We start from the raw sequence: 19,766 nt of genomic DNA on the forward strand, positions 1-19,766 counted from the left end.
GATTCGATCTCGATTTCTTGGGCTTACGAAGCATGATCCGGCCTTGCCGGATCATGCGGGCGCATTGTCAGTAGCGTGGCGGTTGCGCCGGGATAGGCGGAGCCGGATCCGCTGAAATCGACACAGCCGAGCCCGATTGCAGCTTGAGCTGGCCGACGGCGACGACCTTGTCGCCCGGCTTCAGGCCTTTGACGATTTCAGCACGACCATCGACCCGGTTGCCGGTCTGCACGAAGGTGCGCACCGCACTCAGGCTGGTCTTGCCGTCCTCTTCTTTCTTTTCCGTGATCACGAACACCGAGTCGCCGTACAGCGTATAGTCGACCGCTGTCTCGGGCACGGTGACCACCGCCGGCTTGTCCGGCAGCACCACCGTGGTGGTCACGAACATGCCGGGCTTCAGGATCTTTTCCGGATTGGCGACCGTCGCCTGCACGCGGATATTGCGGGTGTCGGTCGCGATCTGCGGCTCGATCGTGGTGATCTTGGCGTCGAAGGTGCGACCCGGATAGGCATCGACCTTGAGCCGGACCGGTTGGCCAACCTTGAGGTTGCCCGAGTCCTTTTCCGTCACCGTGAAATTGGCCCACAGCACCGACAGATCGGTCAGCGACACGATGGCCGTGCCGGCCGTCAGATACTGGCCGACCTCCACCTTGCGGACACCGAGATCGCCGGAGAACGGGGCACGCACAAGCTTCTGTGAGATCAGAGCCTCGGTCTTGGCGATGCCTGCGAGCGCCTGGTCATAGGCGGCCTGCGCGTTATCGACTGTCGCCTGCGGACCGAACTGACGCGACGCCAGCTGCTTGGCGCGGTCGAGCGACAGCTGCGCGACAGTTGCCTGCGCCTTGTAGTTGGCGAGGTCGCCCTGATCCGGCGCGTCGAACAGCTGCACCAGCGGCATGCCGGCCTCAACATGCGCGCCCGGCTCGAACTTGATCTCGGTGACGCGACCGTTGACGTCGGCGCTAACGTCGACCTGGTGTACGGCGGCGAGGCCGCCGACTGCGGTGAGCAGGTTCGGGACCACCTCGGACTTCGCCTCGGCCGCGCTGACCGCGGTCGGCGGCGGCTTGTTGTTGGCGAAGAATTGCTTGATCATCTGGCCACGGAAATAATTGAACCAGACAAGGCCTCCGACCAACGCGCCCAGGAGCACGCCGACGATGATGAACCAGAGCACCGGCCGGACCGGACGCTTGGGGGCCTTGCTGTCGATCGGTTCGCCCGAAATCTTGTGTTCGGCTACGATGTTCATGTCATGCGCTTTCTGCAATCGCCGTCTTGCCGGCACCCGCGGCCTGATCGCGGCCCAGATGCGAAGCAATTGCGGCGTCGTTAAGTCCGATACCTCTCAAGAGAAACTCACAGAGCTGCCGCTCCAATTCGCTCGCCCTGCCATAAGCAAGACAGGGTACGGACGGCAGCCTGGTCAGCGCAGCGGTCATCACCGTATGATGCGCAAACCAGAACAGGTTGAGCGGTTCGATGCCGCACGGCCGCGCATCGCCGGCGGCGACCGCACGTTCGAGCGAGGCGACGAAGATCGCTCCGATCAGCGTCTCGATCTTGGCGTATAGCAAACGAGCGAATTCGCCGTCATCCAGATGACTGGTGGCCGTCAGTCGCAGGCGCTGGGCCTCCTCCTGGTCGGGGCCGCCGGCGATCTCCAGGAAGTGCTGGACCATGCCGCGGATCAGCTCGACCAGGGTGGCCGTCGACGGCTCGCGCTCGAGCAACTCCATGAGCGCCGGGTCCGCCTCGCACTCGTCGCTGAGGATTTCAGCGTAGAGCGCCGCCTTGGACGGGAAATGCTTGAACAGCAGCGCCTCGGAAATAGCCGCAGCGGCCGCCACGCTCTTGGTCGTGGTGCCGGTATAGCCGTGTCGGGCAAAGCAGCGTTTCGCGGCTCCGAGGATCAATTGACGCCTCAGGTCGCTCGTCATACGCAATGAGCTCATATTAGTGAGTAAGCACTCACCCACGCCAAAGTCAAGCCAAATGGTGCGGCGCAACCTAGATGGGTGACGATCTGTTGGAAATCGGTCACAGCTTACCTCCGCGGAGGGCCACCCGCGGGGAACCGGATCAGGGGACGCGCGTCAGATCGGCTGGAAGCCGAGGTCGCCGCGGATCCGGTTGACGATGTGGGTCCCGTCCCGGCTCGGCAAGATCCGCTCCACACTGGCGCTGTCGATCTTCACATTGGCAAAGCGCGGGCCCGCCGAGAGGTCGTGGACGGCTTTGGCGAAGGCCCCCACCTCCGCCATGGTCGAGATCGACCGGCTGTCGGCGATGCCGCAGGCCCTGGCGACGCCGACGAGGTCGGCAGCAGCCGAGGTGTGGCTGGTCTGGCCGCCGGTCTCGCCATAGGCCTCATTGTCGAGAACGACGATCGAGAGGTTGGACGGCTTCTGCAGGCCGATGGTGGCAAGGCTGCCCATGCCCATCAGCATCTCGCCGTCGCCGGTGATGACCAGCACCGGCAGTTCTGGCTGCGCCAGCGCAAGACCGAGGCCGATCATGGCAGCGCCGCCCATGCCACCCCAGAGATAGAAGTTGCGGGCATGATCGCCGGCGGCGGTGATGTCGTTGGTGGAGGCACCGAGGCCTCCGATCGCAACCACGTCCTTGCGGTTCGCGAGCAGCGCGGACACCACCTGGCGGCGGTCGAGGAGATTGGCCTTGCTCATCTGGTGAACACCTTGGCGCCGATCAGGCGCTGCGACAGCAGGACGGCGGTGGGCGTCAGCGCATTGTAGGCTTGCGCCGCGGCCGCCTCCAACACCGCCGGCACTTCGGCTGCGTTCGAGGCGCGCAGCACCTTGACGCCGGACAGCTCAAGCACGCCCTGCGTGGTCGAGCCCATCGGCACCTGCCACGGATTGAACTCGCCCCACTCGCCACGCATGGTCACGAGGGCGAGGAACGGAAAGCGCAGGATCGGGATCAGCGACAGCATGTTGATGCAATTACCGACGCCGCTCGACTGCATCAGCAGCACACCGCGCTGGCCGCCGGTCCAGGCGCCGGCGAGCAGCGCCACGCCCTCCTCCTCGGTCGTCAGCGGAATGCCGCGCATCATGGACGAGCCCAGCACGCGCTGGATCAGCTTCGAATGGCCGGCATCGGGAACGTAAGGCACCTGCCGAACGTCGAAGCGTTGCAAGGTCGCGAAAATATCATCCGGCCAGTTCGGGGCCGTGTCGGCAGCGTCAGCGCGGGCGTGCATTTTTCTGTCCGGTCGGCTAGCAAATCACAGCGAGACTGTAGACGGTGATCAGCACGGCTCGAAAGAGCGAAAACGGCATATCGGTCTCAACCGATGAGTATGGCGCATGAACGCAGATGCGAAAGAATTGGCGGCCAATTTCGATCTGGCGAAGCTGACGAGCGAATTCTACGACGATCCCTACCCGACTTATCGTGCACTGCGGGAGAACGAGCCGGTCAAACGCCTGCCAAGCGGCACCGTGTTCCTGACCCGCTACGACGACCTCGTCAGCACCTACAAGAACACAAAATCGTTCAGCTCGGACAAGAAGCGCGAGTTCGCGCCGAAATATGGCGACACGCCGCTCTACGAGCACCATACCACGAGCCTCGTCTTCAACGATCCGCCCGCGCACACCCGGGTGCGGCGCCTGATCATGGGTGCGCTGTCGCCGCGTGCGATCGCGGGGATGGAGGGCGACATCGTCAAGCTGGTCGACGGTCTGCTCGATGCCATCGCGGTCAAAGGCGATTGCGAGCTGATCGAGGACTTTGCCGCCTCCATCCCGATCGAGGTGATTGGCAATCTGCTCGACGTCCCCCATCAGGAGCGCGGGCCGTTGCGCGACTGGTCGCTGGCGATCCTTGGCGCGCTCGAGCCGGTCGTGTCGCCCGAAGTCGCCGCGCGCGGTAACAAGGCGGTGACGGATTTCCTGGCCTACCTCGAAACGCTGGTCGCGCGCCGGCGCCAAAAGCCGAGCAATCCCGAGCGGGACGTGCTGACGCGCCTGATCCAGGGCGAAGACAACGGCGAGCGGCTGGCCGAGAAGGAACTGCTGCACAATTGCATCTTCCTGCTCAATGCCGGCCACGAGACCACGACCAATCTGATCGGCAACGGCCTCGTCGCGCTGCATCGGAATCCGGACCAGAAGCAGCGGCTGATCGACAATCCAGACATGATCAAGACCGCGGTGGAAGAAATCCTGCGCTACGAGAGTTCGAACCAGCTCGGCAACCGCATGACGACCGAACCGGTCGAGCTTGGCGGCGTCATGCTCGAAGCCGGCACGTCGGTGACGCTGTGCATCGGTGCGGCCAACCGCGACCCTGCGCAGTTCTCCGACCCTGAAAGCTTCGACGTCGCGCGCACACCGAACCGGCATCTGGCGTTTGCCACCGGCGCGCATCAATGCGCCGGCATGGCGCTGGCCCGGCTCGAAGGCGCGATTGCGATCTCGCGTTTCCTGGCGCGCTTCCCGGACTATGCCGTGAGCGACAAGCCCGTGCGCGGCGGCCGCGTCCGGTTCCGCGGCTTCCTGAGCGTCCCCTGCGCGATCGGCTGAGGTGTCATGAACATCGATCAATTGCGCGAACGCTGGGCCGATCCGGCCCTGACGGTTCTGACGGTGCTGCTGGTGATCATGATGTTCGTGATCTCGCCGTTGCAGGCGCTCGGGCTTTTTGCATTCCAGGTGTCCGAGCTCGTGCTGGCGCTGCTGCTGGTCTGCGGCATCTTCGTGATATCAGGCAGCCCGGTCGCGGTTGTCGCGATGCTGATCGCGCTCGGCATGATCGTGACCGGCGCGATCCTGCGGATCAAATCGCCGTCCATTCTCGACCTCAATCTGTTCGCCGGTTCATGGTTCATCGTGGGAGCGACGATGGCCTGGGCGGTCGCGCGCCAGACTTTTGCGCCGGGGCGCGTGACCTATCATCGCGTGATCGGCGCGGTGCTGTTGTATCTGACTATCGCGATCATCTTCGCAGCCCTCTACACCTTCATCGGCTCACTGGATCAGGACGCCTTCGTCAGCATGAAGGTGGAAGACAGTCCCAGCCTCGCAAGCGAGGTCATCTATTTCAGCTTCGCGACGATGACCACGACCGGATATGGTGACGTCGCACCCCTCCACCCCGTCGCGCGCAGCCTGTGCAACATGGAAGCCATCTTCGGCCAGCTCTATCCGGCGACGTTGCTGGCGCGCCTCGTCACGCTCGAGATCGAACATCGCAGGCAAGACTCCTGACCACCCCCGCCGACCCAAAAAGTCGAAAACAACCCCATGCACAGTAGGAGGCGGGTTGGTCGAAAAGGCCCGGTGGATGCGCAGAACCATTTGACACGCCGGGGCAAATCGGCAGCATCGCGCACATCCCGGGTTGCCCAGTGGGAGTGACGAAAAATGAGCTCGTCGGTCATTGATCTCCTCGCAACGGAAGCACGCTTTGGCGCCCATAATTACCAGCCGATCGGGGTCGTCCTGACGCGCGGCGAAGGTGTCTGGGTCTGGGATACCGAAGGCAACCGCTATCTCGATTGCCTTTCCGCCTATTCCGCGGTCAGCCAGGGCCACTGCCACCCCAAGATCCTGGCGGCGATGGTGGAACAGGCCCACCGGCTGACGCTGACCTCGCGCGCCTTCCACAACGACCAGCTCGCCTTGTTCTACGAAGAGATCGCGGCGCTGACCGGCTCCCACAAGGTGCTGCCGATGAACAGCGGCGCCGAGGCGGTCGAAAGCGCGATCAAGTCGGTGCGCAAATGGGGCTATGAGGTGAAAGGCGTGCCGGACGGCCAGGCCGAGATCATCGTCTGCGCCGACAATTTCCACGGACGCACGCTGGGCATCGTCGGCTTCTCAACGGACGCCGAGACACGCGGACACTTTGGACCGTTCGCGCCGGGCTTCAGGATCATTCCGTTCGGCGATGCCGCGGCCCTCGAAGCAGCGATCACGCCAAACACTGTCGCCTTTCTGGTCGAGCCGATCCAGGGCGAAGCCGGTGTCATCATTCCCCCGGCCGGCTATTTCACAGAGGTCCGGGAGCTCTGCACCGCCAACAATGTGATGCTGGTGCTCGACGAGATCCAGACCGGGCTCGGCCGCACCGGCAAGTTGCTTGCCGAACAGCACGAGGGAATCGAGGCTGACGTGACGCTGCTCGGCAAGGCCTTGTCCGGCGGCTTCTATCCGGTGTCGGCCGTGCTCTCGAACAACGACGTGCTCGGGACATTGCGACCTGGGCAGCATGGCTCAACCTTCGGCGGCAACCCGCTTGCCTGCGCGGTGGCGCGCGCAGCGGTGCGCGTACTGGTCGAGGAAGGCATGATCGAGAACGCGGCCACGCAGGGCGCGCGCTTCCTGCAAGGCTTGAAGGACATCCGCGCCAACACGATCCGCGACGTGCGCGGGCGCGGCCTGATGCTGGCGGTCGAGCTGCATCCCGAGGCCGGCCGTGCCCGCCGCTACTGCGAGGCGCTCCAGGGCAAGGGCATCCTCGCCAAGGACACCCATGAGCACACGATCCGCATCGCCCCGCCGCTGGTGATCACCAGCGACCAGGTCGACTGGGCGATCGAGCAGTTCGCCACGATCCTGACGCAGGATTTCTCTTGAGGTTGCTCGCGCCGGAAGATCGCAATGAGGGCGATGGGTTTCGCAAGAGCTGAAGCCATCCTACGCGCTTCAACACGCCGCAAGCTACACCACCGTCTTGTGCCGCTCGATGCAGGTGCGCAGTACCTCGTCGATCGGCTTGCTCCACCAGTCGTTGGAGAAAATTTCGATCTCCGAATAGCCGGCAAAACCTTGCGCCTCGACGGCGGCGCGCGCGGATTTGATGTCGATGACGCCGTCGCCCATCATGCCGCGGTCGTTGAGGATGTCCCTGGTCGGCACCAGCCAGTCGCAGACGTGGAAGGCCAGCAGCCGATCCTGGCCGGCGCGCGCGATCTGGTGCATCAGCTCCGGATCCCACCAGATATGATAGACGTCGAGCGCGACGCCGAGCATGCCGCTACGGGCGGGGTCGAGCCGGTCGCAGATGTCGAGCGCCTGCTTTGTCGTGTTCACGCAGGCGCGGTCAGCGGCATAGGCCGGATGGAGAGGTTCGATCGCGAGCGGCAGGTTTGCCTGCCTGGCGTAGTCGAGCATCTCGGCAAGGGCTTCTTCCACCTGCCCGCGCGCTGCCGAAATATCCTTCGAGGCCTCGCTGCCGGGCCGCGAATATTGCGGCAGGCCGCCGACGACGAGGACGATGCAGGGCGCACCCAGCGCCTTGGCTTCATCGACGCAGCGCCGGTTATCGTCACGCACCTCGGTGCGGCGCGATGCGTCCGACGTGAACATGCCGCCGCGGCAATAGCCGGAGAGATCGAGGCCGGCATCACGCACCGCGCGGACGGCGCGGTCGAGACCGACGGCGGCGACCTGGTCGCGCCAGGGATCGATGGCGCGGATGCCGTGCCTGGCACTGGCCTCGATGATCTGAACGAGGTCACCCTGCTTGCGGACGGTCGCCGTGTTCAGTGACAGCCAGCGATGGTCGGAGGAAAAATCACGCATCAGGATTCGATACCGCGGGTGGCGAGCACGGTCTTCATCCGCTGCGTCGCGCGTTCGGGGTTGGCGAGCAGGCCGGCCTTGTCGGCCAGACGGAACAGCTCGGCCAGATGCAGCGTGGAGCGCGTGCTCTCCTGGCCACCGACCATGGTGAAATGATCCTGATGGCCGTTGAGATACGCCATGAAGACGACGCCGGTCTTGTAGAACCGCGTCGGCGCCTTGAAGATGTGGCGGGACAACGGCACCGTCGGCCCCAGCACGTCGTGGAAGCCGGCTTCGTCACCAGCTGCGAGCCGCGACAGTGCGTAGGATGCCGCCGGCGCAATGGCATCGAAAATGCCGAGCAGCGCGTGCGAAAAGCCCCGCTCGTCGCCGGCGATCAGCTCCGCATAGTTGAAATCGTCGCCGGTATACATCTTGACGCGCTTGTCGAGACGGTGGCGCATGTCGATCTCGCGCTGCTTGTCGAGCAGCGAGACCTTGACGCCGTCGACCTTGGCCGCATTGTTGTTGATGATGGCCACCGCAATGTCCATCGCCTTGTCGAGATCCTTGGGGCCCCAATATCCCGTCAGGGCAGGATCGAACATGTCGCCGAGCCAGTGGATGATCACGGGCTCACGGACCTGCGACAGCACGCGGTTGTAGACCTTCGCGTAGTCGTCGGCGCTGCGACCAATTTTTGCCAGCGCGCGCGACGCCATCAGGATGAGGCGGCCGCCGACCTTCTCGACCGCCGAGATCTGCTCCTCGTAGGCCCGGATGACGTCGTCGAGGCTTTTTGCATCTTCAACGGCGAGGTGATCGGTGCCGGCACCGGAGAACACCAGCGCGTTGCGCCGCTTGGCTGCACCGACCGAACGCGTGATCAGCTCCAGCGAGGTCGGCCAGTCCAGCCCCATGCCGCGCTGCGCCGTGTCCATCGCTTCGGCGACGCCGAGGCCGAGATCCCAGACGTGTTCGCGAAACGCGATGGTCTTGTCCCAGTCGACGGCCACCGAAAGCCAGGGGTCGTTATCCGCGAACGGATCGGCGACAGTATGCACGGCCGAGAAGGCGATGCGGTTCAACGGTCCTTCGAGCTTTGCGGGAAAGGTCCGCGAGGCCGCGAGCCGGTAGGTCTCGATCGAGCGATCGGCTTTCGGCAGCTTCAGCGACAATGATGACATTGGCAACACAGGTTTGTTCATGACTTCGGACCTCTCCCCGTCATTGCGAGGAGCGAAGCGACGAAGCAATCCAGACGCTCACCGCAGAGGGACACTGGATTGCTTCGCTTCGCTCGCAATGACGGCTTGGTAAACATCGCGACTTGTCCAATAGACTCAGGCCTTGATCGGGGCGACGTCGATCCAGCGCCGCTCCTTCCAGCTCTTCAGTGCGCATTCGGCGAGCTGCACGCCCTTGACGCCTTCGAGCAGCGTGAACTTGTAGGGCGCATCCTCGTAGACGTGTCGGATGAACATCTCCCACTGTTCCTTGAAGCCGTTGTCGTAGGTGACGTTGTCGGGCAGCTTCTGCCAGTCGCCGTAAAAATCGTGCAGCCGCTTCTCGTCCGGATTCCACACTGGCCGCGGCGTCGCCTGGCGCGCCTGGATCATGCAGTCGGTGAGACCCGCGACGGCCGAGCCGTGCGTGCCGTCGACCTGGAAGGTGACGAGGTCGTCGCGGTAGACGCGCGTGACCCAGGACATGTTGATATGCGCGATGACGCCGCCCTCGAGCTGGAAGGTCGCGTAGGCGGAATCATCCGCGGTCGCCTTGTACGTCTTGCCCTGCTCGTCGAAGCGCTCGGGGATGTCGGTGTTGCCGATGCAGACCACGCTCTGGACATTGCCGAAGAGGTTGTCGAGCACGTAGCGCCAGTGGCAGACCATGTCCAAAATGATGCCGCCGCCGTCCTCGTCGCGGTAGTTCCAGGATGGCCGTTGCGCCTCCTGCCAGCCGCCCTCGAACACCCAATAGCCGAACTCGCCACGCACCGAGAGGATGCGGCCGAAGAAGCCGGAATCGCGCAGGAAGGCGATCTTCTTCAGGCCGGGCAGGAACAGCTTGTCCTGCACCGTGCCGTGCTTGACGCCCCTGGAATTGGCGAGCTTCACGACTTCGAGCGCTTCCTCGAAGTTCGTCGCGATCGGCTTCTCGCAATAGACGTGCTTGCCGGCATTGATGGCCTGGGTCAGAAGGCCGGGCCGCGCCTGCGTCGTCGCGGCATCGAAGAACATGGTGTCGTTCTTGTCGGCGAGCGCCGCGTCGAGATCGGTGGTCCAGCGCGTGATGTTGTAACGCTTGGCAAGCCCCTCGACCTTCTCGGCGCTGCGGCCGATCAGGATCGGATCGGGCATGATGCGGTCGCCGTTCTTCAAGCGAACGCCGCCCTGGTCGCGGATCGCGACGATCGAGCGGATCAGATGCTGGTTGAGCCCCATGCGGCCAGTGACGCCGTTCATGATGAGGCCGAGGCGTTGGGTAGTCATGCCGTTTGCTCCTGAAGTGATCTTGGCTGTTCGAGCGGGCGAAGCGCCGACCAGTCCGGATGGACCGACGTCGCAAAGCCCGTTGCATTGAGCGATCCCGTCAGGAGATCGCCGTTGTGAATGGAGAGCCGGATGCCCTGCCCGGCATCGGCATAGAGGTCAGGATGCGCGGCCGCGAAGGCCTGCGCTTCGGCTACAGGCGTCCCGCCAAAGCCGTTGACATAGTGGTGGCCGTTGCGCTCGGCATGGGTGACGCCGATGAAGGCACCGAGCGCAAGATCCTGCTGCACGGCAAGGCCCGCCTGGCAGGTGAGGTCCTCACCAGCGACAAAGAATTTTTCTCCGCCCGCGCTCCATTTCGCCGCGCGCGTCGCGTTGACAATGGACTTGTAGAGCCCCTTGCAGGACTTTGACGAGATGCCGTGATAGCCGAGCGCCCGCGCCGCCGGGAACGCGTCGTAAGAATCGTCGGCCTCGTCGATAATGAGGCCGCGCGCGGCGAGCGAGCCGAGCGGCGATTGCCGGGTGATATCGCGCGGCATCGGCTGCTCGATGTAGAGCAATTTCGACGAGATCGATCGCAGCATGGGCTCGCGATCGAGCCGGTCGACCAGCGCCTGCAAGCCGGTAAGGTCGGCATATTGCTCGTTGGCATCGAGCGTTACCTTGTACTCCCGCCCCAGCCGGTCGAGTTCCTTGCCAATGCGCGCCAGCCGTGCCGCATCGGCCATAGGGTCGCCCGACAGCTTCAGCTTGAAGTAATTCGCGCCGGCGTTCTCGCGCAGATCGGCAACGCCGCCCTCGCCTTCGACGGTATCATCGAGACCGACAGTATGCCTGATCGCAACACGTGGCAGCGGCTTGCGGCCCGAGAGAAACGTCGTGAGGTCCGCTTCCTTCAGGTCCGGCGACAGCCGCGCATCGATGCCGGCGATGTTGCCGGCCATCCCATCGAAGAAATTGGTCTGCGCGGCGCGCAGCAGCGCATCGAGGATAGCCTTGTCGATTTCCGCTGGACCGTAGGCGGCTGCAAGCGCCGGAATGCTCTGCTTCGCACAGGTCGCGACCTGGGCACCGATGCAGGAGGCATGCAGATCGAACGCTGTCTGGAATCCGGTTCGCGCCAGATAAAGCCCGCGCGCGATTGCGAGCGAGCGGCGCAAGCCGTCGACCGTCTGCGCCGGAGACAGCTCCGGCCGCTTGTCGAACCATTTTGGCACCAGCATTTCGGCGCTGGCGCCGACGGCGGTTCCCTTGCCCGTGGTCTTGCCCTCGACCTCGATCTCAACCCGCACGAACAGCTGCGGCGTCGCGTTGATAGTAACAGCGCCAAAGCGGAACGGCCGCGCAAAATGCACGGGACGTTCGAAGAAAGCGATGTCTCGCAGCTTCAGGCGCACGAGGATCGTCCCGAGAAGGTCGTCATGCCCGGGCTTGTCCCGGGCATCCACGTTCTTTGTCGCGTGGAGCAAGGCGTGGATGGCCGGGACAAGCCCGGCCATGACGCTCCGGAATCTAGAGCTGCTTCCATCCTCTCTAATCCAGCGAACCCTGCGAGAAGAAATGCTTGCGGATGCGTTGCACGAGCTCGGTGAAGACCGGATCGGCCATTACATCGAGCGAGCGAGGGCGCGGCAGCGGCACGTCGTAGATCGCGGCGACCGCACCGGGGCGCTCGGTCATCACCAGCACGCGGTCGGCGAGGAACACGGCCTCCGGAATCGAATGCGTGATCAAGAGCACCGTCTTCCTGGTCTCGCGCTGGATCCGCATCAGCTCCACATTCATGCGCTCGCGCGTCAGCGCATCGAGCGCGCCGAACGGCTCGTCCATCAGCATGATCTTGGGATCGTGCACCAGGGCGCGGCAAATAGAGGCCCGCTGCTGCATGCCGCCGGAGAGCTGCCAGGGCAGCTTCTTCTCGAACCCTTCGAGCCCGACCATTTTCAACAGCGCCTTGGCGCGGACGAGATATTCGTCACGCGGCAGGCGCTTCATGTCGATCGGCAGCATCACGTTGGAGAGGATGTTGCGCCAGGGCAGCAGCAGCGCGTTCTGGAAGACGATGCCGACATTGCCGTGCGGCTTCGTCACCTTCTCGCCCTCGACCAAGACCTCGCCCGCGCTCGGCGGCAGCAGACCCGAGATCAGCTTGAGCAGCGTGGACTTGCCGCAGCCGCTTGGGCCGACCACGACAAAGAACTCGCCGTCGTTGATGTGGAAATCGAGCGGCCGCAGCGACGGCACGTCGCCATCGCGCGTCCGATAGGTCTTGGACACGCCGGACAGAGTGATGCCCGACGTGTCGTTACCGGCGCGGTCGCTCACCAGTCGGAGGTGAGCGCTAGGCTGTTCTTCTGGACTGGCCTTCTTCGGAATCATTCAGTCACATCCAATTGAACTCAGACGATCCGCACCGTCATTGCGAGGAGCGAAGCGACTAAGCAATCCAGAATCTTTCCGCAGAGGCAGCCTGGATTGCTTCGCTTCGCTCGCAATAACAGAGGCGCTCACGAGCCACTCTTCGGCAGGTAATCGTTGGTGTAGAAGGCCTTCGGGTTCTCCTTGGCCTTGGCATCGAGGCCGCCATATTCGACCATCAGGTTGACGCTGTCCGTCATGTTCTGGTCGGTGACCTGGAACGGCCGCTTGCTCTTGGTCTCGGCGGTCCGGTAGAGCGGAATGGTCAGCTCAAAGCCCTGCGTCAGCGTGTCGATCTTGCCACCCTTGGGGTTGGCATCGAGGATCGACTGCGCGGCCGCCTTCGGCTCCTTCTCGGCGGCTTCGACCGCCTTGGTCGTCGCCGACATGAAGCGGCGGACGAGGTCGGCATTGGCCTTCACATAGTCGGAGTTGGCGATGATGCCGGAGGAGACCATGTTGATGCCGTAGTCGGCGAACTTGATCGGATAGACGTCCTTGCCGGTGGCGTCCTTGATCTTCATCGACTGGTCCATGACGTAGCCGAGCAAGAGATCAGCCTGGCCGTTGATGACGGCGTTGAGCTTGGTCTGGCCGTCACCGGCAACGGTGGTGAAGTCGCTTTCCTTCAGGCCGGTCTTCTTCAGGAACAGCGGCCAGATCTGGGTCATGGAATCGGCCGGCGTGATCGCCACCGTCTTGCCCTTGATGTCCTCCGGCTTCTTGATGTTCTTGTCGACGAAGCCCATGGCGGACATCGGTGAGGTCTGCAGCAGAACGCCGGTCGCGATCACAGGCGCGCCCTTGATCGCGGCGCGCATCATGGTGGGAACGTCGACATAGCCGAAGTCCGCGGTCTTGGCGGCGACGGCCTGGGTGGTCGCAGCCGAGCCGCGGCCTTCCTGGATCTCGAGGTCGATGCCCTCGGCCGCATAAATGCCCTTGGCCTTGCCGTAATAGAACGGCGCGTGCTCGCCATAGACGTACCAGTTGAGCATCAGCACGACCTTGTCGGCCGCCTGCGCCGGCGTAACTGCAAACGCCATCAGCGCCACAGATGCAGCCCCAATCCACCGCTTCATCGTCACTCTCCCTTGTCGTTATGTTTCGGCCGTTGGTGGCCGTTGCTTAAGTTAAGAGGCGAAAATCACGTCTTCGCGCTGGCTGACATGCCAGGGAATGACCAGCTTCTCGATCCGGTCGACGATCCAGAACAGGATGACGCCGAGCAGCGCGAGGATCACGAGAGCCGCGAACATCGTCGGCAGGTCGAAGGTGCCGATCGAACGCTGCATCACGTAGCCGATGCCGGAATTGGAGCCGACGAACTCGCCGACGACGGCGCCGACCACGGCAAGCGTCACCGACACTTTTAGGCCGGAGAAGATCGCCGGCAGCGCATGCGGCAGGTTTACCGCACAAAACACCTGGAAACGGCTGCCCTGCATGGCGCGGGCGAGATCGACCATGTCAGGATCGACCGACTTGAAGCCCTGCACCGCCGAGACCACGACGGGGAAGAACCCGAGCAGGAACGCGGAAATCACCTTTGGAATGATGCCGAAGCCGAACCAGACCACGAACAGCGGTGCGATCGCGATCTTCGGCACGGATTGGGAGAACACCAAGAGCGGATAGACGTAGCTCTCCACCGTTTTCGAGCCCGCGATCAGCATGGCGACGGGGATGCCGAACAGCGCGGACAGCAGGAAGCCGCAGACGGTCGCATAAGTGGTCGGCCAGCACTGGCGCAGCAGTTCCGGCCAGTCGGAGCGCAGCACAGCGACGACGTCCGCGGGCGACGGGATCTGATAGGCCGGGATCTTGAACAGCCGGATCGCAAGGTCCCAGGCCACCACGATGAAAACCAGGAACAGAAACGGCCGCACCCAGGCCGCATTCAGCATCTTGGACACCGCACTTTGCGGCTTCAGCTCAGCCACGCCTCACTCCCGGTATTCTTTTCGTTTCCGGGGAGAAATTAACCCGTTGGATAAATACTGTCCAGAGGTTTCCCTGTGACGTTTTGTGCCCCGGCCAGACCCGTCATCCCCGCGCAACCGCGAAGCGGTTGTCGCTGGAGGTGCGAGCGCAGCGAAGCAATCCAGACTGCCGCCGCGGACAGATTCTGGATTGCTTCGCTAACGCTCGCAATGACGGAGTAAAGTGCGGGGTCCCCGCCTCGCGCGCTCCATCCGGGCCACGGATTAAACCGTCTGCGCCACCGCAGCGCGCGACTTCGGCGCCTTGGCGATCTCGAACAGCACGGCGGACTGTCCGGTCAGCGCGGCCAGCACGAGGCCGACCATGTGCGCAAGCCGCTCGTCCTTGGCGTCCTTGGCGAGCAGGTCGCGGCCGAAGATCACGCCGAGTGTCGCCGAGTTCGAGAGATAGAAGAAGCAGAGGCCCGCGATCGAGATGTAGAGCTGCACCGGATCGACCGCGACCTGAAAATCGCCACTCTCGACGCCGCGCCGCACCACGGTGCCGATCATCTCGACGAAGGGCGAGTGCATCGACTTGACCTTGGTCGAGCGCTTGAGGTGCTTTGCACGCGCGAGGTTCTCGGTCTGGAGCAGCGACAGGAACTCGGGATTGCGCAGGAAGTAACCCCAGGTGAACTCGATCAGGCGCTTGATGGCCTCGGGCGGATCGAGATGCTCGAGATCGAGCCCCCGCTCCTCGCTGCGGATCTTGTCATAGGCGCCTTCCAGCACAGCGAGGTAGAGGTCGTCCTTGTTGCCGACGTGGTAGTACAGCATGCGCTTGTTGGCGCCGGCCTTGGCCGCGATCCGGTCGACGCGTGCGCCGGCCAGCCCATGAGCGGAAAACTCCTGCTTGGCCGCCTCGAGAATGCGCAGCCGCATCCCCTCGGGATCGCGCTGCCATTTCAGAGTTCGCTTTGCCGCTGCTTTCGCCAAACCGGGTGCTCGCTGGGTGGTCGTCTGGATCGCATTTATCATGCGCGCGGCCCGGCGCATAGTTTCGTCATTGCGAGCGGAGCGAAGCAATCCAGACTGCTATCGCGGAAACAGCCTGGATTGCTTCGTCGCAAGGGCTCCTCGCAATGACGGAGGAGAGACAGCCGCCCCTCACTCCACCGGCTTCGGCGAACGCTCCAGGAGCACGGTCTGGATCCCGCAGGTGCCGTTGCGCACGGTCATGATCCGCGTGCCCGGCTTGCGGCCGTTGCGCACCTCGGTGACATCGAGGCCGGCAGCGAGCAGGCGGGCGCGGGTGGCGTCGATGTCGGCGACGCGCCAGCTCAGGCCCCAGAGCCGGTCATGCAGGGAATCCCCGCCTGCAACGGGGCGGCGCACCACTTCGACGATGAGATCGCCGCAGCGGAAGAACATCAGCTGGCCCCAGTCGAGATGCGAACGGTCGAGTGCCAGATCGAGCCCGAGCCGCGCGCCATAGAGCGCGGCGGCGCGATCGGAATCCTCGGTAGTGATCACGACGTGGTCGAGCCCGTCGATCGGCGCGATGTCGGTCGCAACCGACTTCGGACGCTCCTCGGCTAACTCGAGGAAGAACATGCGTACGCCGCGCGTCAGCTCGGTCGCGGCCCGCGTGCGCTTCCAGTGCAGGGCTGCACCGCTCGCATCGTTGCTGCTCTCGACCTCGGCGACGGGATCCGGCTTCAGCGCCACCCGGTCCAGTCGCCGGTGCATCTTGCTCATGTCTGCGACACGAAAGCACAGGCTGGCGAGCACGCCCTCCTGGTCGTCGAGCAGTGCACGCATGCGGTCCGCGGTTGCGGTAAAGCCGCTCGGCGCCATCAATTCGAGGGTCATGTTCTCGAGGGTGAACAGCACGCGATCGGCGCCCTCGCCGGAATTCTGCCAGGCCGGCGCGCGCCCGAGCAGCGTCTGATAGGCCGCCTTGGCCGCACCGATATCCCTGACCAGAGCGACGATGTGATCGAGGCCGGTGATCATGTTCATCCCTTTTGATCGACCTGGAACCGTGGGGCCGAAAACGGCATTTGTCCGGGCTTGGCACGGGCGTGCCATGGTCGTATTCCGGCCTCATGCCGACCTCAAGCGCCTTGGGGCGGTTTTGCGAATAATTTCAGCGTCCCGGACAGGGAACCGGTGTTAGAGTAAACCCGCCGGCCGGGACCACCACGCGCATCACGGACAAGCAATGCAGGCTCTCTTCATCGGACAGACCTATATCGACGTCGTCTTCATTACCGACCACATGCCGACCGGCGACGAAAAGCACGTGGCAACAGACTACGCGGTTTCTTTCGGCGGCAACGCGGTCACGGCGGCGTTCTGCTGCGCCAAGCTCGGCATCGTGCCTGATCTCATCGCCACGGCGGCCAATGACTGGCTGGGCCGCATGTTCCAGGACATGTGCGCGAAATACGCGATCTCGCTGCATGGGCGGAAGGTGAACCAGTCCTCGCTCTCCTTCATCATGCCAAAGGACGGCAAGCGCGCCATCGTTCGCTGCCGCGACGACGAGCACATCCACCCCTTCCCGATGCTCAATCTCGGCGGCTGCCGCGCGCTGCATATCGATGGCCACCAGCCCGATGCCGCGATCCATTACGCAAAGGTCTGCCGCGAGGTCGGCATTCTGACCTCGCTCGACGGCGGCGGCCTGCGCACCAACACGCATGAGCTGCTGGAGTTTATCGACGTCGCCATCGTCGCCGAGCGCCTGTGCGAGCAGATGGACCTGACGCCGGAGAAGATGCTCGACTACCTCAAGGGCCGCGGCTGCAGGATCGGCGGCGTCACCATGGGCGAGAAGGGCCTGCTCTGGTACGACGAGACCGGGACGGTGCAGGTGATGCCGGCGATGCCGATCCCGCGCGAGCGCGTGATCGACACCAACGGCGCCGGCGACGTCTTCCACGGCGCCTATGTCTATTCCTATCTCGCGCACCCCGGCAAAAGCTGGCGCGAGCATTTTGATTTTGCCCGCGCCGCTTCGACCTTCAAGATCCAGCGCCTCGGCAACGAGGCCGGCCTGCCGACCCTTGTGGACATCGCCAAAGTCAGGCACGAGTTCGAAGTCAGGGTCTAGGGATTTTGTAAGGGCATATCATGGGACGCGTCTTCGTCGCCGGCAGCATCAACATGGATGTGGTGGCGACCGCCGATCGTCATCCCAGGGTTGGCGAGACCGTCGCCGGCCGCGAGGTGCTGTATTTTCCCGGCGGCAAGGGTGCGAACCAGGCCGTGGCCGCGTCACGGCTCGGCGCGAAAACGACGCTGATCGGGCGGCTCGGCACGGATGCGTTCGGGGCTGAGCTCAGGACGTTTCTCACGGCGCAGGGCATCGATCCCGGCTCGATCAAGGAGACGCCGGAGACGCACACCGGCACCGCGATCATCACGGTCGCGGCCTCCGACAACACCATCGTCGTCATTCCCGGCAGCAATGCGCTGGTCAGCGCGGATGATGTCGCGAGCGTACCGCTGGCGAAGGGCGACGTCGCGGTCAGCCAGTTCGAGGTTCCGCTGCCGACCATCGCCGCGTTCTTCCAGCGCGCGCACGCGGCGGGCGCCACCACATTGCTGAATCCCGCCCCGGCGCAAAAGATGTCGCCCGAGCTGCTCGCGCTGGTCGACATCCTCGTGCTGAACGAGACCGAGCTCGGCTTCCTTGCGGGCACTGAGCTCTCTGATAACGACGAGGCCGCAACAATCATCGATGTCGCGCGAAAACTTCAGGCGCGCGGGGACCAGACCATCTGCATCACGCTCGGCAAGCGCGGCGTGCTGGCGCTCGCCGGCAGCGACGAATTTGCCGTGCGGGGACGCGTGGTGAAGGCGGTCGACACTACTGGCGCTGGCGATTGCTTCGTCGGCGCGCTCGCGTCGCAGCTCGCCGATGGCGTTCCCTTGCGCGCCGCCCTCGCCTTCGCCAACGCCGCCGCCTCAATCAGCGTGCAGCGGATGGGGGCCGGACCGTCGATGCCGACGGCCGCCGAGGTTACGGCGGTGCTCAGCGCCGGCTGATCACGCCAGCGCACTCTTCAGGTCGAAGCTTTCATCGGCCGCCTGCTCCGGCGTGATCGAGCGGTCCATGGCCTGCAACCTTCGGCCGAACATATGATCGCCGGCGCGGTTGATCGATTCGATGCCGAGCAGTCTGTCGCCGTGATAGCAGAACGCGGAGAACGCCTTCTTGGCGGGGTCGCCGCGCAGCACGACGCGGTCGTAGCCGGTGGTGAGGCCTGCGATCTGGAGCTTGTCGTCGCCCTGGTCGCTCCAGAACCAAGGATGGCCGTCGTAAGGTTTCTTGTCCCCGGTCAGCCGCGCCGCGAGGCAGCGGGCGTGGTCGGTGGCGTTCTGCACTGATTCAAGTCGCAGCGAGCCGCCGAAGCGCGGGCTTTTGAACAGCGCGCAATCGCCAATCGCGGAAATATTGGGATCAGCGGTCGAGAGATATTCGTCGACGATGATGCCGGCCGCGACCGGCAGCCCCGCCTCGGCCGCAAGCTCGATGTTCGGCAACACGCCGACGCCGACCACGACGAGGTCGGCGGGCAGATGCCGGCCGTCGCTCAAGGAGACGCCGGTGACCTTGCCGTTCTCGGCTTCGATGGAGGTTGCCTGCACACCGAGGTGAATGCGGATGCCGGCATCGCGATGACGTTCTTGAAAATACTCCGAGACCTCCGCCGTCACCGCGCGCGCCATCACGCGCGGCGCGAGCTCGAGCACGTCGACCTCGAGGCCCTTGATCCGCGCGGTCGCGGCGAATTCGAGGCCAATGAAGCCGGCGCCGATCACAACGACCCGCGTCTTCGACGGAATGATCTTTCGCAGCGCCTCGCTCTCGTCGAGGATGCGCAGATATTTCACGTCGGGCAGATTGGCGTTGGGCAGATCGAGCAGGCGGTTGCGCGCGCCGGTTGCCAGGATCAGGTGACCGTAGGGAAGCGTTTCGCCCGAGGCGAGCAGAAGCTTGCGCCCCGCCCGGTCGATCGACACGGCGCGGCCGGCGATCAGCTCGATGGCCTGATCGTGGTAAAATTTCTCCGGCCGGAACATCAGGCTCTCCGGCCCGGCCGAGCCCTTGATGTAGGCCTTGGACAGCGGCGGCCGCTGATAGGGCAGATGCGCCTCGTCATTGATCAGGCGGATGCGCTCCGAAAAACCCGCCTGCCGCAGGGATGCCGCGACCTGGTAGCCGCCATGGCCGGCACCGACAATGATCACCGGACCGTCCGTCATTGGACAGCCCATTTCCGCAAGACACGAGCGTCACCCATGTCGTCTCCTCTCTCGCTCATACTGGCTTGGCTAGCCTAGGAGGAGCCGGCGCTCGTGTCCGT

Annotated in this window: 19 protein-coding genes; 5 read left to right on the plus strand and 14 right to left on the minus strand. The window is 64.1% G+C overall.

Going from position 1 to position 19,766, the window contains the following annotated elements; genetic code table 11:
- Nucleotides 1-67 precede the first annotated feature (67 nt).
- From K3F49_RS13815 to K3F49_RS13830, 4 genes are all read right to left on the minus strand, one after another.
- Nucleotides 68-1,261: an efflux RND transporter periplasmic adaptor subunit gene (locus tag K3F49_RS13815; RefSeq protein ID WP_234681499.1), complete on the minus strand. Its 1,194-nt coding sequence runs from the start codon at nucleotides 1,259-1,261 to the stop codon at nucleotides 68-70.
- Nucleotide 1,262: 1 nt separating this feature from the next.
- Nucleotides 1,263-1,964, minus strand: a complete 702-nt coding sequence (locus tag K3F49_RS13820) for a TetR/AcrR family transcriptional regulator (protein ID WP_234681980.1) — start codon at nucleotides 1,962-1,964, stop codon at nucleotides 1,263-1,265.
- 141 nt (nucleotides 1,965-2,105) lie between these two features.
- A complete protein-coding gene (locus K3F49_RS13825; protein ID WP_234681500.1) occupies nucleotides 2,106-2,696 on the minus strand; it encodes a thiamine pyrophosphate-dependent enzyme in 591 nt (196 codons plus the stop codon).
- Nucleotides 2,693-3,235 carry a phosphonopyruvate decarboxylase gene (locus tag K3F49_RS13830; RefSeq protein WP_234681501.1) on the minus strand — a complete coding sequence of 181 codons (543 nt, stop codon included), beginning with the start codon at nucleotides 3,233-3,235 and terminating at the stop codon, nucleotides 2,693-2,695. Before K3F49_RS13830 ends, K3F49_RS13825 begins: the two co-directional genes overlap by 4 nt.
- A 106-nt stretch (nucleotides 3,236-3,341) precedes the next feature.
- Between K3F49_RS13830 and K3F49_RS13835 the strand changes: the two genes are divergently transcribed.
- The 3 genes from K3F49_RS13835 (at nucleotide 3,342) to rocD (ending at nucleotide 6,617) form a co-directional block, all read left to right on the plus strand.
- Entirely contained in the window at nucleotides 3,342-4,562 is a 1,221-nt protein-coding gene (locus K3F49_RS13835) for a cytochrome P450 (protein ID WP_234681502.1), read from the plus strand.
- A gap of 6 nt (nucleotides 4,563-4,568) precedes the next feature.
- Nucleotides 4,569-5,246 (plus strand): potassium channel family protein, encoded by a 678-nt coding sequence (locus K3F49_RS13840; protein ID WP_234681503.1) that lies wholly within the window; start codon nucleotides 4,569-4,571, stop codon nucleotides 5,244-5,246.
- Nucleotides 5,247-5,402: 156 nt separating this feature from the next.
- On the plus strand, nucleotides 5,403-6,617 hold the full coding sequence (gene rocD, locus K3F49_RS13845; RefSeq protein ID WP_234681504.1) for an ornithine--oxo-acid transaminase: 1,215 nt from the start codon (nucleotides 5,403-5,405) through the stop codon (nucleotides 6,615-6,617).
- Between the two features lie 84 nt (nucleotides 6,618-6,701).
- On the opposite strand, the gene K3F49_RS13850 is transcribed toward rocD, so the two are convergent.
- The 9 genes from K3F49_RS13850 to K3F49_RS13890 form a co-directional block, all read right to left on the minus strand.
- Entirely contained in the window at nucleotides 6,702-7,565 is an 864-nt protein-coding gene (locus K3F49_RS13850) for a sugar phosphate isomerase/epimerase family protein (protein ID WP_234681505.1), read from the minus strand.
- Nucleotides 7,565-8,755 carry a dihydrodipicolinate synthase family protein gene (locus K3F49_RS13855; protein WP_234681506.1) on the minus strand — a complete coding sequence of 397 codons (1,191 nt, stop codon included), beginning with the start codon at nucleotides 8,753-8,755 and terminating at the stop codon, nucleotides 7,565-7,567. Before K3F49_RS13855 ends, K3F49_RS13850 begins: the two co-directional genes overlap by 1 nt.
- Before the next feature lie 135 nt (nucleotides 8,756-8,890).
- On the minus strand, nucleotides 8,891-10,042 hold the full coding sequence (locus K3F49_RS13860) for a Gfo/Idh/MocA family protein (protein ID WP_234681507.1): 1,152 nt from the start codon (nucleotides 10,040-10,042) through the stop codon (nucleotides 8,891-8,893).
- Nucleotides 10,039-11,448, minus strand: coding sequence for an enolase-like domain-containing protein (locus K3F49_RS13865; RefSeq protein WP_234681981.1), 1,410 nt, complete (start codon nucleotides 11,446-11,448; stop codon nucleotides 10,039-10,041). The genes K3F49_RS13860 and K3F49_RS13865 overlap by 4 nt, the downstream gene beginning before the upstream one ends.
- Nucleotides 11,449-11,578: 130 nt before the next feature.
- Nucleotides 11,579-12,424, minus strand: a complete 846-nt coding sequence (locus tag K3F49_RS13870; RefSeq protein WP_234681508.1) for an ABC transporter ATP-binding protein — start codon at nucleotides 12,422-12,424, stop codon at nucleotides 11,579-11,581.
- Between the two features lie 128 nt (nucleotides 12,425-12,552).
- Nucleotides 12,553-13,545, minus strand: a complete 993-nt coding sequence (locus tag K3F49_RS13875; protein WP_234681509.1) for an ABC transporter substrate-binding protein — start codon at nucleotides 13,543-13,545, stop codon at nucleotides 12,553-12,555.
- Between the two features lie 51 nt (nucleotides 13,546-13,596).
- The gene (locus K3F49_RS13880; protein ID WP_234681510.1) at nucleotides 13,597-14,406 is read right to left on the minus strand and encodes an ABC transporter permease; all 810 of its coding nucleotides are present in this window, start codon (nucleotides 14,404-14,406) and stop codon (nucleotides 13,597-13,599) included.
- Between the two features lie 264 nt (nucleotides 14,407-14,670).
- Entirely contained in the window at nucleotides 14,671-15,426 is a 756-nt protein-coding gene (locus K3F49_RS13885) for a TetR/AcrR family transcriptional regulator (RefSeq protein ID WP_234681511.1), read from the minus strand.
- Nucleotides 15,427-15,555: 129 nt separating this feature from the next.
- A complete protein-coding gene (locus K3F49_RS13890) occupies nucleotides 15,556-16,404 on the minus strand; it encodes a VOC family protein (protein ID WP_234681982.1) in 849 nt (282 codons plus the stop codon).
- Nucleotides 16,405-16,612: 208 nt separating this feature from the next.
- Between K3F49_RS13890 and K3F49_RS13895 the strand changes: the two genes are divergently transcribed.
- Both K3F49_RS13895 and rbsK read left to right on the plus strand, forming a co-directional pair.
- The gene (locus tag K3F49_RS13895; RefSeq protein WP_234681512.1) at nucleotides 16,613-17,506 is read left to right on the plus strand and encodes a sugar kinase; all 894 of its coding nucleotides are present in this window, start codon (nucleotides 16,613-16,615) and stop codon (nucleotides 17,504-17,506) included.
- A 20-nt stretch (nucleotides 17,507-17,526) separates the two neighbouring features.
- On the plus strand, nucleotides 17,527-18,444 hold the full coding sequence (gene rbsK / locus K3F49_RS13900) for a ribokinase (protein ID WP_234681513.1): 918 nt from the start codon (nucleotides 17,527-17,529) through the stop codon (nucleotides 18,442-18,444).
- On the opposite strand, the gene K3F49_RS13905 is transcribed toward rbsK, so the two are convergent.
- Nucleotides 18,445-19,665 carry an NAD(P)/FAD-dependent oxidoreductase gene (locus K3F49_RS13905; RefSeq protein WP_234681514.1) on the minus strand — a complete coding sequence of 407 codons (1,221 nt, stop codon included), beginning with the start codon at nucleotides 19,663-19,665 and terminating at the stop codon, nucleotides 18,445-18,447. It abuts the gene before it with no gap.
- Nucleotides 19,666-19,766 lie beyond the last annotated feature (101 nt).

Origin of the sequence: Bradyrhizobium monzae, assembly GCF_021458635.1 — a bacterium.
GTDB lineage: Bacteria > Pseudomonadota > Alphaproteobacteria > Rhizobiales > Xanthobacteraceae > Bradyrhizobium.

Excerpts from the sequence above, each read along its gene's own strand:
- K3F49_RS13870 (WP_234681508.1), bottom strand. The coding sequence starts at position 12,424 with ATGATTCCGAAGAAGGCCAGTCCAGAAGAACAGCCTAGCGCTCACCTC.
- K3F49_RS13820 (WP_234681980.1), bottom strand. The coding sequence starts at position 1,964 with ATGAGCTCATTGCGTATGACGAGCGACCTGAGGCGTCAATTGATCCTC.
- K3F49_RS13840 (WP_234681503.1), top strand. The coding sequence starts at position 4,569 with ATGAACATCGATCAATTGCGCGAACGCTGGGCCGATCCGGCCCTGACG.
- rbsK (WP_234681513.1), top strand. The coding sequence starts at position 17,527 with ATGGGACGCGTCTTCGTCGCCGGCAGCATCAACATGGATGTGGTGGCG.
- K3F49_RS13890 (WP_234681982.1), bottom strand. The coding sequence starts at position 16,404 with ATGATCACCGGCCTCGATCACATCGTCGCTCTGGTCAGGGATATCGGT.
- rocD (WP_234681504.1), top strand. The coding sequence starts at position 5,403 with ATGAGCTCGTCGGTCATTGATCTCCTCGCAACGGAAGCACGCTTTGGC.
- K3F49_RS13825 (WP_234681500.1), bottom strand. The coding sequence starts at position 2,696 with ATGAGCAAGGCCAATCTCCTCGACCGCCGCCAGGTGGTGTCCGCGCTG.
- K3F49_RS13875 (WP_234681509.1), bottom strand. The coding sequence starts at position 13,545 with ATGAAGCGGTGGATTGGGGCTGCATCTGTGGCGCTGATGGCGTTTGCA.
- K3F49_RS13885 (WP_234681511.1), bottom strand. The coding sequence starts at position 15,426 with ATGATAAATGCGATCCAGACGACCACCCAGCGAGCACCCGGTTTGGCG.
- K3F49_RS13835 (WP_234681502.1), top strand. The coding sequence starts at position 3,342 with ATGAACGCAGATGCGAAAGAATTGGCGGCCAATTTCGATCTGGCGAAG.
- K3F49_RS13830 (WP_234681501.1), bottom strand. The coding sequence starts at position 3,235 with ATGCACGCCCGCGCTGACGCTGCCGACACGGCCCCGAACTGGCCGGAT.
- K3F49_RS13860 (WP_234681507.1), bottom strand. The coding sequence starts at position 10,042 with ATGACTACCCAACGCCTCGGCCTCATCATGAACGGCGTCACTGGCCGC.
- K3F49_RS13895 (WP_234681512.1), top strand. The coding sequence starts at position 16,613 with ATGCAGGCTCTCTTCATCGGACAGACCTATATCGACGTCGTCTTCATT.
- K3F49_RS13815 (WP_234681499.1), bottom strand. The coding sequence starts at position 1,261 with ATGAACATCGTAGCCGAACACAAGATTTCGGGCGAACCGATCGACAGC.
- K3F49_RS13905 (WP_234681514.1), bottom strand. The coding sequence starts at position 19,665 with ATGACGGACGGTCCGGTGATCATTGTCGGTGCCGGCCATGGCGGCTAC.
- K3F49_RS13855 (WP_234681506.1), bottom strand. The coding sequence starts at position 8,755 with ATGAACAAACCTGTGTTGCCAATGTCATCATTGTCGCTGAAGCTGCCG.
- K3F49_RS13850 (WP_234681505.1), bottom strand. The coding sequence starts at position 7,565 with ATGCGTGATTTTTCCTCCGACCATCGCTGGCTGTCACTGAACACGGCG.